7 protein-coding genes are annotated in these 12,391 nt (G+C 63.6%); 4 read left to right on the top strand and 3 right to left on the bottom strand.

From position 1 onward, the window contains the following. Positions 1-75: 75 nt before the first annotated feature. On the top strand, positions 76-5,553 hold the full coding sequence (locus AB6N07_RS18450; protein WP_370674525.1) for an MG2 domain-containing protein: 5,478 nt from the start codon (positions 76-78) through the stop codon (positions 5,551-5,553). Positions 5,554-5,613: 60 nt separating this feature from the next. On the opposite strand, the gene AB6N07_RS18445 is transcribed toward AB6N07_RS18450, so the two are convergent. Then, on the bottom strand, positions 5,614-6,771 hold the full coding sequence (locus AB6N07_RS18445; RefSeq protein ID WP_370674524.1) for an iron-containing alcohol dehydrogenase: 1,158 nt from the start codon (positions 6,769-6,771) through the stop codon (positions 5,614-5,616). Positions 6,772-6,963: 192 nt separating this feature from the next. Between AB6N07_RS18445 and AB6N07_RS18440 the strand changes: the two genes are divergently transcribed. Then, a complete protein-coding gene (locus AB6N07_RS18440; RefSeq protein WP_370674523.1) occupies positions 6,964-7,959 on the top strand; it encodes an aldo/keto reductase in 996 nt (331 codons plus the stop codon). A gap of 15 nt (positions 7,960-7,974) precedes the next feature. On the opposite strand, the gene AB6N07_RS18435 is transcribed toward AB6N07_RS18440, so the two are convergent. Together AB6N07_RS18435 and AB6N07_RS18430 are read right to left on the bottom strand one after the other, a co-directional pair. After that, entirely contained in the window at positions 7,975-8,985 is a 1,011-nt protein-coding gene (locus AB6N07_RS18435) for an LLM class flavin-dependent oxidoreductase (RefSeq protein WP_370674522.1), read from the bottom strand. Positions 8,986-9,113: 128 nt separating this feature from the next. After that, positions 9,114-10,517 (bottom strand): amino acid permease, encoded by a 1,404-nt coding sequence (locus tag AB6N07_RS18430; protein WP_370674521.1) that lies wholly within the window; start codon positions 10,515-10,517, stop codon positions 9,114-9,116. A gap of 361 nt (positions 10,518-10,878) precedes the next feature. On the opposite strand from AB6N07_RS18430, the gene AB6N07_RS18425 reads away from it, so the two are divergent. Further along, positions 10,879-11,505 (top strand): exopolysaccharide biosynthesis protein, encoded by a 627-nt coding sequence (locus AB6N07_RS18425; protein WP_370674520.1) that lies wholly within the window; start codon positions 10,879-10,881, stop codon positions 11,503-11,505. Between the two features lie 6 nt (positions 11,506-11,511). Continuing rightward, the gene (locus AB6N07_RS18420; RefSeq protein WP_370674519.1) at positions 11,512-12,384 is read left to right on the top strand and encodes a lipid kinase; all 873 of its coding nucleotides are present in this window, start codon (positions 11,512-11,514) and stop codon (positions 12,382-12,384) included. Positions 12,385-12,391: the final 7 nt, after the last annotated feature.

The following is a 12,391-nucleotide window of genomic DNA, read 5'->3' as shown; positions in this document are numbered from 1 at the left end:
TTTAGATCACTTCATCCTGCTGCCTTTGATTGATGTCATTGTCCGGCCAAAGGCCGGTTTCCGAGGGGGAGATCCATGGTGTCCGTTCGGCGTTTGGCGCGAGTTTTCGCGCTCGTGTGTCTTTCGGCAACAGGACTTGCCCTCGCTCAACCGGGCAATGCAGCCGAGCGGCGGGCGGTGATCACCGAGGGCGCCGATTATTTCGGCGAGGATATCGATACGCTGAAGGGTGTCGAACTCGGCGACTGCGAGGCGGCCTGCGTCGCTGACGATCGGTGCGTTGCTTTCACCTACAACACCAAAGCCAAATGGTGCTTCAAGAAAGCCACGGTTGGTGATCTCCGCACCTTCGCGGGCGCCGTGGCCGGTCGGATCGTCGCGTCCAAAGCAACCGATCCCTCGGTCACGGAGACCCGCCGCGATGAGCTCGGCTTCGTCGGGCAGAGCTTCATCGACGAAGCCCGCAAGCTCGAGGGGGACATTGCCGACGAGCCGGCTGAGGGCAAGCTCGACAAGCTGCTCGCCGACAGCGACAAAGCGATGGATGCCGGCGATCATCTGAAGGCCGCCGAAGATCTTCGCAAGGCCATCCGCCTGGACCCGGAGCGCAACGACCTCTGGTGGCGCTACTCCGACCAGGCGATCCTGGTGCCGGACACCAATGAGAAGCACGACACCTTTATTCAGGAGTCGACAGCCGCTGCCATCAACGCCTATCTCCGCGCGGCCGACGTCGACCAGCAGGTTGCGGCGCTGAATTCGCTCGCCAATTCCTTTGTGACACGGGAGAACTGGAACCTCGGCATCAAGACGCTGCGTCGTCGCCTTGCGCTACAAGACGATCCCGACTGGCGCTCGGCCTTCGATGATTGGATCGCCCAGCACGGTTTCCGCGTCGCCGACAATTCCGTGGACACGCAGTCATCGACGCCGCGCATCTGCGTCACCTTCTCCGACCCGATCGCCCGCAACGATCCGTCGATCACCGGCTATGTCGCCGTGGACGGCGGTGACAAGCTTGAGATTGAGGCCGAGGACAACCAGATCTGCGCCGCCGGTGTCGAATACGGCAACCGCTACCACCTTACCGTCCGCAAGGGCCTGCCCGCCAAGGACGGCGAAGAGGCACTGAACAAGACCGTCGAGCTCGACATCTACGTTCGCGACCGCGATCCGTCGGTGCGCTTTGTCGGCAAGGCCTACGTGCTGCCGAAGACGCCAAACGCTACCATCCCCGTGGTGTCGGTCAACGTCGATACGCTTGATGCCCGGGTGCTGAAGGTTGGCGACCGCAATCTCGTCAATACGGTCGGCGAGGATCGCTTCCTGAGCCAGCTCGACAAGTGGAGCGCCGACGCCGTCGCCGATCGCGAAGGGCGCGAGGTCTGGTCCGGCAAGATTGACATCAAGCGCGATACCAATCGCGAGGTGACGACCGCCGTTCCGGTCAGCGAACTGGTGAAAACGCTGGAGCCCGGCGTCTACGCGCTGGTGGTTCGCGACGTCAACAAGAAGGATGAATGGTCGGCCGACGCCACGCAGTGGTTCGTTGTCTCCGATCTCGGCCTTGCCACTATGACCGGTAACGACGGCTTGCATGTGGTGATCCACGCGCTGAGCGATACCAAGGCGGTCTCTGGCGTCGAATTGAAGCTGATTGCCGCCGACAACGACGTGCTCGGATCGGCCAAGACGGATGATCAGGGCTATGCTCGCTTCGATGCCGGCCTCATCAAGGGCACTGGCGGATCGGCACCGCAGCTTCTCCTGGCAACCAAGGACGGCGACTTTGCTTTCCTGAATCTGCAGAAGGCCGCTTTCGACCTGACCGACCGTGGCGTCGAGGGGCGCGACCCTCCCAAGCCGGTCGATGTGTTCATGACGACCGAGCGCGGCGTCTATCGGCCCGGTGAGACGGTGAATCTTACCGTGCTCGCCCGCGATCCGACGGCGGCGGCTTTGCCCGACGTACCGCTGACGCTGGTGGTCAGCCGACCCGACGGTAATGAGTTCGTCCGTCGACTCGCCGCCGACGAAGGCGCCGGTGGGCGCGACCTCTCGTTCGATCTGCCCGGCGAGGCGCAGCGCGGCACTTGGCGCGCCGCCGCCTATACCGATCCGAAGGCCGGCGCGCTGCAGGAGGTGACCTTCAAGGTCGAGGACTTCCAGCCCGAGCGCATCGACTTCGCCGTGAAGACCGATACCACGCTGCTGCATGCCGGCGATACGGTCGAAGCGACGCTGCATGCCGACTGGCTCTACGGCGCTCCGGCGGCCGGCCTCGCCATCGAGGGCGAGGTCTATGTGACGCCGGCCACCGATATTTCGGCGGCGCCGGGCTATCGCTTCGGTCTCCTCGATGACGACTTCACCTCCGCCGTCCAGGACGTTCAGTCCGATGGCACCGACGAGAACGGCGAGGCCACCGTCACGCTGGTGACGCCGGAGGTTGCCGATACGACCCGTCCGCTACAGGCTGCCGTGCACGTCCGTGTCCTCGACACCAACGGCCGGCCGGTCGAGCGTCGCATGACGCTGCCTGTCTCCACTGGGCACGAGAGGATCGGCGTCAAGCCACGGTTCGACGGAGCGGTCGAGGAGGGCGGTAACGCTGCCTTCGACGTCGCCGTGCTCGACGCCGATTATGCCAAGATCGGCGCCAAGGGGCTGTCCTGGACGCTGTCGCGCGTTCAGACGAACTACCAATGGTATCAGAGCGACGGCTCCTGGGATTATCACGCCATCAAGTCGACCAGCCGCATCGCCGACGGCAAGCTCGATGTCGATCCCGGTCAGCCGGCTCGTATCGAGGCGCGTGTCGAGTGGGGCGAATACCAGCTCACGGTCACCAGCGCCGACGGCGCGATCATCCCGGTGTCGACAAGCTTCGAAGCCGGTTGGTATGTGCCTGTCAAATCCGACGAGACACCCGATCTCCTGAAGATCACCCTCGACAAGCCGCGCTACAGCATCGGCGATACCGTCAAGGCGCACATCGAGCCGCGCTTTGCCGGTCTCGCCGTGGTGTCGGTGGTCGACGATCGCCTGATCGCCATGAAGACGGTGGAGGTGCCGGCTGGCGGTTCGACCATCGAACTGCCGGTCACCGCCGATTGGGGCCCGGGCGCTTATGTAACGGCGTCGCTGCTGAGGCCCCTCGACCTTGCCGAGAAGCGCATGCCGTCGCGCGCCCTTGGGCTGGCCTGGGCCGGCGTCGACCCCGGCGAGCGCCAGCTCGGCGTCGCCATCGACGCCCCAATGGACATGCGGCCTCAGACCGACCTCAACGTTGCCGTCAAGGTCGACGGAGGCAAGGCCGGCGAGGACGCCTATGTCACGATCGCCGCCGTCGATGTCGGCATTCTCAACCTCACGGAATTCAAAGCGCCGGCGCCGGAGGACTGGTATTTCGCCCAGCGTCGGCTCGGCATCGAGTTCCGCGATCTCTATGGCCAGTTGATCGACACCACGCTTGGCGCGCTTGGCCAGGTTCGTACCGGCGGTGATGGCGGCGGCATATCCAAGCTGATGGGGCCACCGCCTACCGAGCGGCTGGTCGCATTCTTCCAGGGCGTGACCAAGGTCGGTACCGACGGCTTCGCGCACGCGTCCTTCAAGATGCCCGACTTCAACGGCACGGTGAAGGTAATGGCGGTTGCCTGGTCGAAGACGGGCGTCGGTCACGCGTCGCGCGACGTGTTGGTGCGCGACCCGGTGGTTATCCAGGCCTCGCTGCCGAACTTCCTGGCGCCCGGCGACCGCTCGCGCCTCGCCCTCGACTTCACTTACCTCGAAGGTCCCACGGGTAACTTCGCCCTTGAGGTCACGACGGCCGGCGATCTTGTCGGTCTCGACGAGAAGCTCGCCAAGGCGACGGTTTCCCTCGCCGATAAGGGTAAGGCCCGCGTGCTGATCCCGATCACCGGCAAGGCCGTCGGCGACGAAACGATCACTGCCGCGCTGAAGTCGCCCGATGGCAGCGTGCTCACCAAGACGCTGACGCTCGGCGTGCGCGACAACGAACCGGCCGTCACGCGCGTCAGCGATTTCTCGCTGAAACCGGCGAGCGGTGAATTGAAGCTCTCAGCCGACCTGTTCGCCGATCTCAAACCAGCGACCGGGCGCGCAACGCTGACCGTCGGGACCGTCGCCGGCATCGACCTGCCGGGCCTCGTTCACGCGCTCGACAAGTATCCCTATGGCTGCTCGGAACAGATCACCAGCCGGGCGCTGCCACTGGTTTACCTCGACGATGTCATCCTGGCGGCGGGCCTTGCCGGCGAGGCGCCTGTTCATGACAGGGTGCAGAAGGCGATTGATGCGCTTCTGGTCAACCAGGGTTCGGATGGTTCCTTCGGCCTTTGGGGCCCGGGATCGGAAGATCTTTGGCTCAACGCCTACGTCGCCGACTTCCTGACCCGTGCCAAGGAGAAGGGCTATACGGTACCGCCGGTTGCCTATGACATGGCGGTGACCAATCTCAAGAACCGCGTCGCCTATGCCTCCGATTTCACTGATGGAGGCGAGGATGTCGCTTACGGACTGTACGTGCTGGCGCGCAACGGCCGCGCCTCGATCGGCGACCTGCGCTTCTTCGCGGAAACCAAGCTGGACTCCTTCGGAACCCCGCTCGCCCGCGCTCAGCTCGGGGCAGCACTCGCCCTTTACGGTGATAGCCAGAAGGCGTCCGGCGCGTTCCGTTCGTCGCTCGATCTGCTCAATGAGGGCAAGGACGGCGCGCGTCTCTGGCGTGCCGACTATGGCTCTGACCTCCGCGATGGCGCCGCCATTCTGGCGCTTGCTTCGGAATCGAAGCTGACGAGCTTCGATTATCAGGGGCTCAGCCGCGAGGTGGGCAAACTCTACAAGGCAAGCACCTATACCTCCACGCAGGAACAAGCCTGGATGCTGCTTGCCGCCCACGCCATGCTGAAAGACGGGCTGAAGCCGGAACTCGACGTGGCAGGCACTCCCCACGAGGGCGTTTTCACGGCGAAATATGAGCCGGGGGATGTTGCTACGGGGCTTGTCGTGAAGAATGTCGGCAAGACGGCGGTCGACGCCCGGGTGACCGTAACCGGCATTCCGGCGACACCGGAGCCGGCGGGTGGCAATGGCTACGCGCTGACGCGCACCTACTACGACCTCGACGGCAATGAGATCGATCCGTCGGCCGTCAAGCTCGGCGATCGCATGGTCGTGGTGCTCGGTGTGACGACGTCGCAGTCCGGTTGGGCGCGTCTCGTGCTGAACGATCCGCTGCCGGCGGGCTTTGCCATCGACAATCCGTCGCTGGTCCGCGCCGGTGATGTGGCAGCGCTCGACTGGTTGGCACCGCTCGATAACGCCGCTCACACCGAATACCAGACCGACCGCTTCACCGTGGCCTTCGATCTGAAGGACACCACGGAGTTCCAGTTCGCCTATATGGCCCGCGCCGTCGCTCCCGGCAGCTTCAACCTGCCGGCGGCGACGCTTGAGGACATGTACCGGCCGGAACGGCAGGCTCGCACCGGCGCCGGCCATGTCGAGGTGATTGGTCCGCTACAGTGATCGGGGGAGGAAAGGGCGGCGCGGCGGCCGCCCTTTCTATCCGAGCCGGTCTGCCGCTCGTCAGAGCGCCAGTTCCAGGATCTCAGCGGCGACTTCAGGTGTGACGTCGCGGTGTTCGCCAAGCGGCACTTGCCAGTGCTGGCGCAATTTCTCCGACACGACCGGTATGATATCCGCGTTGAGGCCGTAGTCGGAGAGCCTGGTCTTGACCCCCATCGCTTCGAAAAAGGCGCGCGTCCGCTCGATGGCAGCATCGATGCGTTCGTCTTCGCTGCCCGTCGTGATGCCGAATACCCGCTCGCCATATTGCAGCAGCTTCTCCCGCTTCTGAGCCCGCTTTACCTTGAGCAGCGACGGCAACACGACGGCCAGTGTCGCCGCGTGGTCCAACCCATAGAGGCCGGTCAGCTCGTGGCCGATGCGGTGCGTCGCCCAATCTCCCGGCACGCCACGCGACAGCAGGTCGTTGAGTGCCATGGTCGCCGCCCACATCAGGTTGGCTCGGACGGCGTAGTTGGTCGGTTCGCTGAGCGCCTTTGGCCCATCTTCTAGGATCGTCAGTAGAAGGCCCTCGGCAAAGCGGTCCTGTACCTTGGCGTCCACGGGATAAGTCAGGTACTGCTCCAGCACATGCATGAAGCTGTCGACGACGCCGTTGGACGTCTGGCGCGGCGGCAGCGAGAAGGTGGTCTCCGGATCGAGCACCGAAAAGCGCGGCATTACATGCACCGAGTTCATCGGCAGCTTGTCCTGCGTGCTGGCACGGGTGATGACGGCGTTGCGGTTCATCTCGGAGCCGGTCGCCGGCAGCGTCATGACGCAACCGACCGGCAGAGCGGCCCGGACGTTGGTGCCGCGCTCGACGAGGATGTCCCACGGGTCGCCTTCGAACAGCGCGGCGGCGGCCACGAATTTCGTGCCGTCGGCCACCGATCCGCCGCCGACCGCCAGCAGGAAATCGATCTTTTCGGCGCGCGCCAGCTCGCTGACCTTCACCAGTGTCTCAAAATGCGGATTGGCCTCGATGCCGCCGAACTCGATCACTGCGCGGCCAGCAAGCGCCGCTCGCACCTGATCCATGACACCGTTCTTCAGAACCGAACCGCCACCATAGGTGATGAGAACGCGGGCGTCGGCCGGCACTTCCTCGGAAATACGAGCGATCTGTCCCTTGCCGAAATGGATACGGGTGGTGTTCCAGTAGGTGAAGCTTTGCATGGCGTCCTCGAACAATCTAAGCGGCAAGTTCTATCGCGATGCGAGCCGGTCGACAAATTGGCGTTGCCGATGACACCACTCTCCGCGACCGATGAGCTTCAGGCGCACGGCTGGCTTGCCGGTCGACGCTGTTCCGCTTGCAGCCGAACCTGCTAGGCTCCGGGCAAAGTCAGGATGATCAAGGGGATTCCCATGGACTACACCAAGCTCGGCCGCACCGGCCTCGACGTCTCGCGCATCTGTCTTGGCTGCATGACCTATGGCGTGCCGGAGCGTGGCGCCCATCCGTGGACCTTACCCGAGGACCAGAGCCGGCCATTGATCAAGCAGGCCGTTGAGGCCGGTATCAACTTCTTCGACACGGCAAACAGTTATTCCGACGGTACATCGGAGGAGATCGTCGGCCGGGCACTCAAGGATTTCGCGCCCCGCGACGAGATCGTGCTGGCGACAAAAATCTACTTCCCGCTGGCCTTCAACGAGGCGAAGAAAGTGCCGAACGCCTCCGGTCTTTCCCGCAAGGCGATCTTCGCCGGCATCGACGCCAGCCTGCGCCGTCTCGGCACCGACTACATCGACCTCTACCAGATCCACCGGTGGGATTATGGCACGCCGATCGAAGAGACCATGGAGGCGCTCCACGACGTGGTGAAGGCTGGCAAGGCCCGCTATATCGGCGCGTCCTCAATGTTCGCCTGGCAGTTCGCCAAGGCGCTGCATGTCGCCGAGAAAAACAGTTGGACTCGCTTCGTCACCATGCAGAACCATCTGAACCTGCTCTACCGCGAAGAGGAACGCGAGATGCTGCCGCTATGCCGCGATGAAGGTATCGGGGTCATTCCCTGGAGCCCGCTGGCGCGCGGTCGCCTGACTCGCGACTGGGAAAGCGTCTCGCGCCGGCAGGAACTCGATGCCTTCGGCAAGACTCTCTATAACGGAACCGAGGAGTCCGACCGTCAGATCGTCGATGCGGTGGCAGCGATCGCCGCGGCGCGCGGACTGCCGCGCGCCCAAGTGGCGCTCGCCTGGGTGCTTCAGAAGAATGAGGTTTCCGCACCCATCGTTGGCGCCTCGAAGCCCGGCCAGATCGCCGATGCCGTGGCGGCACTCGATGTCCGCCTGACGGCCGAGGAGATCGCCGCGCTCGAAGGCCCCTATGTGCCGCACGCCGTGGCAGGTTTCAGCTGAGCGGTGCGCTGACCGTCACAGGACAGCGAGCGGTGCGTCGGTCGTCATACCGGCCGCCTCAGCGATCAGCGCAATCGACTTTAGCCGCCTCTTGTGATCGTAGACGTCGGAAACCAACATGATCTCATCGGCGCCCGTCTCCCCGACGAGATCGTCGAGGCCGCGTCGCACCGTCTCCGGCGATCCGATGATCGAGCGGGACATCATGCGGCCGACGTCAGCCTTCTCCTGCGGCGTCCAGAAGCTATCGATGTCGTCGATGGGGGGCTTGGACAAACCGCGCGCACCGCGCCGAATGCCGGCGAACGACATCTGCTGCGTGGTGAACAGCCGCCGCGCTTCCTCATCGGTATCCGCGGCGATGATATTGGCGCCGACCATGGCATAGGGACGCTCGAGCGTCGCCGACGGCTTGAAGCGGCTACGATAGATGTCGAGCGCCGGCAGCAGCAGGTCAGGTGCGAAGTGGGAGGCGAAGGCATAGGGCAGGCCGAGTTCGGCAGCCAGCAGAGCGCCGAAATGGCTTGAGCCCAAGATCCACAGCGGCACGCGCGTGCCGGCGGCCGGCACGGCTTCCAGCCTTTGGCCTTCCGCCGCCGGTTCGAAATAGGCCTGTAGCTCCAATACGTCTTCGGGAAAGTTATCCGCTGCCTCCGGTGGCCGCCGGATGGCGCGCAGCGTCAATTGATCGGTGCCGGGCGCCCGACCGAGGCCGAGGTCGATACGATCTCCGTAAAGGCGGGCGAGCGTGCCGAACTGCTCGGCGATGATGTAGGGGGCGTGATTGGGTAGCATGATGCCGCCGGCACCCACGCGGATGGTCGAAGTGCCGCCGGCTATATGGGCAATCACAACTGACGTGGCGGCGCTGGCGATGCCGCGCATATTGTGATGTTCGGCGACCCAGATACGTCGGTAGCCGAGGCTTTCGGCGTGACGAGCAAGGTCACGAGCGTTATCGAGCGCGCCCTTCGGATCGGTGTCTTCGGTGACGCGGGCAAGCTCGAGGATCGAAAGCGGCGGCATGAGGATCTCCTTGCGGTGATCTCCTATGTGCCGTCGCCTTTCGTTCGCATCAAGGGACGAAGCCGCCGCCGCTGATGACAATCGCGCGAGCGAAGATCAGCGGCGGCGGATGTTGGCAGCTGTGCCTGTTATTCCGCCGGCACGGCGACGGCGTCCGCTGTCGCAAGCTTGCTGTGACGAGCGCCGTAGGCAAGGTAGATCACCGCGCCGAGGATGCTCCACACGACGAAGCGGATCCAAGTGGCGCCCGGCAGGCTGAACATGATAATCAGGCTGCAGATGATGGCGAGCGGCGCGACCACCCAAGCGGCCGGGCAACGGAACGGCCGCTCGAGCGTCGGATGGGTCTTGCGCAGGATCAGCACGCACGCGCTGGTCACGATGAAGGCGAACAGCGTTCCGATGTTGCACATTTCGGCGACGATGCCGATCGGCGTGAAGCCGGCGATCAGGGCAATCATCGTTCCGACGAAGATCGTCGCGATATGCGGCGTGCCGAACTTCCGATGTACCTTGCAGATGCCCTCGGGGATCAGTCCGTCGCGGGCCATGGCGAAGAAGGCGCGCGTCTGGGCATAGATCAGCACCAGGCAGACCGTGGTCAGGCCGGCAATGGCGCCGACGCCGACGATGGCCGAGCCGAAGTTGTAGCCGATCTTGCGCAGAGCGTAGGTGACCGGCTCGGCGTTGTTGAGCTCGGCATAGGGGGCGACACCGGTCAGTACGGCCGACACGGCCATATAGAGCACGGTGCAGGCGACGAGCGAGCTGATGATGCCGATCGGCATGTTGCGCTGTGGGTTCTTCGTCTCCTCGGCCGCCGTCGCGAGTGAGTCGAAACCGATATAGGCGAGGAAGATGATCGCCGCGCCGGCCGTGATGCCGTTGATGCCGAAGGGCAGGAACGGCACCCAGTTCTGGGGATTGACCTGAGGCGTCGCCAGCAGCAGGAACAGGAAGATGGCGCCAAGCTTGATGAAGACGAGGATGCGCGACAGGCGCATGCTCTCTCTCACGCCGAGTACCAGCAGGAACGTCAGGAAGGCGATGATCAGCACGGCCGGCAGGTTGACGATGCCGCCATCGTGCGGCACGGCGGTCAATGCGTGCGGCAGCTCGATGCCGCCGGACTTCAGGATCCCGACGAAGTAAGCCGACCAGCCGGCGGCGACCGCAGAAGCGCCCACAGTGTATTCGAGGATCAGGTTCCAGCCGACCAGCCAGGCGACGAACTCGCCGGCAGCGGTATAACTGTAGGCATAGGAGCTGCCAGCGGCCGGCAGCGACGAGGCCAGCTCCGAATAGGCCAGGCAGATGAAGGCACAGGCCACCGCCGAGAAGGCGAAGGACAGGATGATCGCCGGGCCTGCGTAGGTGGCGGCGGCGACGCCGGTCATGACGAAGATGCCAGTGCCGATGATAACGCCGACACCCATCATGAACAGGTCGAATGCGCCGAGCGTCCGCGGCAGAGTTTTGCCGCCCGATTGCGCCATCAGTTCGGCGATGCTTTTCTTTCTCGCGAGGTTCAATCCAGCCCCCAGAAATATGGTTCTTGCTTATCCACCGGCCTGATGCCGGGGAAAGTGGGTCTTCGCCCAGGAGCCCTCGCTATTATCTTTACCGGACGGTCAAGAAAGATCGGGGAAATAACTAGAAGCGTTTCGTCCCATTCGATTTCGCAAGATTTCGCGAAAACCGCTCCGAAAGTCTCATTCGAAAAGACGCCGTGTTTTTACGAGTGCGTTAGCCGCCTTGCCGAAGGCCTTTCAGAAGACCGACTTTCATCAGCAAGCGAGGCGTAATTGAATCTACCTATCGGCATCCCAATATGGCAGTGAGCGGGGTCCGCCGTGGTCGGGACCGAGATGTATAAGGCAAGGGATCCGATCAATGACGGCCGGCAGTGAAGCTCGTGGTTACGCCTCGTCGATGCTTCATCGCATAGCCGCCGACATTTCAGATCGCGAACATGTGTCCCTTGGCGACCTTATTCATCGCCTCGGAGCAAGCGGGTTTGGCTTGGCATTGATCGCGCTGGCGTTGCCGGCGATGATTCCCATTCCCGGACCGTTTGGAATGGTGACCGGCAGTTGTCTGGTGCTCATCGCCTGCCAGATGTTGATCGGCTATCACCGCCTCGTCTTGCCGCGCTTCCTTGCCGATCGCCATGTCACGGCCAATGGGGTGAAGTCCGTCATCATGCGAGCACTGCCCTGGGTCAAGCGACTGGAGGCAATGGTGCGCGAGGGGCGATGGAGATCCCTGACCGGTCGATCAAGCCATATGCTGGTGGGCATTCCGGTGTTACTGCTTGCCGTGGTGCTGGCGTTGCCGATCCCCTTTGGCAATATCGGGCCCGTAGCCAGCTTGCTGGTGATTGGTCTGTCGCTGGTAGCTCGCGACGGTCTTGCCCTGATGCTCGGCCTTGTCCTGTCGCTTGCGACGTTTATCTGGACAGGCGTGCTGATTTTCGCCGGCGCCCAAATCGCCACCTATCTCGCCAGCTTTTTTGTCTGACATCAAATGGATCGACGCGCACTCATTTTGGCCAACCCACACAGTCGCTCGGCTGGCGTCGGGGTCGATGCGGCGGTTGCCGAACTGCACAAGGCCGGCATCGACGTGCTGCGGCCTGCATGGCGCGAGGGCGAAACGCTTGCGGCGGCCATTGCACGCTATGGCGATAGGGTCGATTTTGTGGTGATAGCCGGCGGCGACGGCAGTCTCAACGCCGCGGCTCCGGCGCTGATCGACAGCGGTCTACCTCTTGGCATCCTGCCGGGCGGCACCGCCAATGATCTGGCTCGTACGCTGGGCCTACCGCTCGATATGGTCGGCGCGGCGCGGATCATCTCCGCCGGCCGGATCAAGGCGATCGACGTCGGCGACGTCAACGGTAAACCATTTTTCAATGTGGCCAGCCTTGGCATGAGCGCCAAACTCGCCGACCGGCTGAGCCGGGAGACGAAGCGTCGCTGGGGACGGCTCGCCTACGCGTTGACCGCCACCGAGGTGCTGATCGAGGCCCGGAGATTCGGCGCGGTCATCCGCTCCGACGATGGCGAGGAAGCGACGGTCCGCTCGTTTCAGATCGCGGTCGGCAACGGCAAGCATTATGGCGGTGGTATGATCGTGGAGGAGACGGCCGAAATCAACGATGGCCGCCTTGATCTTTATTCCCTTGAATTCAGGGACGTCTGGAAGCTGCCCTTCATGGCGCTAGCCTTCCGACAGGGGCGGCAAGGGCTGAGCGACGAGGTGCGGACGATGAGCGGCACCCGCTTTGAGATTCGTACGCGCCGGCCGATGCCGATCAATGCCGACGGCGAGATAGTCACTGAGACCCCTGCCGTCTTCAGCATACGCCCTGGCGCTGTCCGGGTTTTTGCACCCTAGGCATTCC

This window comes from Pleomorphomonas sp. PLEO (assembly GCF_041320595.1).
In the GTDB taxonomy this organism is placed as follows: domain Bacteria; phylum Pseudomonadota; class Alphaproteobacteria; order Rhizobiales; family Pleomorphomonadaceae; genus Pleomorphomonas.
This window is presented reverse-complemented; position numbering and strand designations above follow the sequence as displayed.

What these genes read in the sequence shown, in the direction of transcription:
- AB6N07_RS18450 (WP_370674525.1), top strand. Translation starts at nt 76, where the DNA reads ATGGTGTCCGTTCGGCGTTTGGCGCGAGTTTTCGCGCTCGTGTGTCTT.
- AB6N07_RS18445 (WP_370674524.1), bottom strand. Translation starts at nt 6,771, where the DNA reads ATGCAAAGCTTCACCTACTGGAACACCACCCGTATCCATTTCGGCAAG.
- AB6N07_RS18440 (WP_370674523.1), top strand. Translation starts at nt 6,964, where the DNA reads ATGGACTACACCAAGCTCGGCCGCACCGGCCTCGACGTCTCGCGCATC.
- AB6N07_RS18435 (WP_370674522.1), bottom strand. Translation starts at nt 8,985, where the DNA reads ATGCCGCCGCTTTCGATCCTCGAGCTTGCCCGCGTCACCGAAGACACC.
- AB6N07_RS18425 (WP_370674520.1), top strand. Translation starts at nt 10,879, where the DNA reads ATGACGGCCGGCAGTGAAGCTCGTGGTTACGCCTCGTCGATGCTTCAT.
- AB6N07_RS18420 (WP_370674519.1), top strand. Translation starts at nt 11,512, where the DNA reads ATGGATCGACGCGCACTCATTTTGGCCAACCCACACAGTCGCTCGGCT.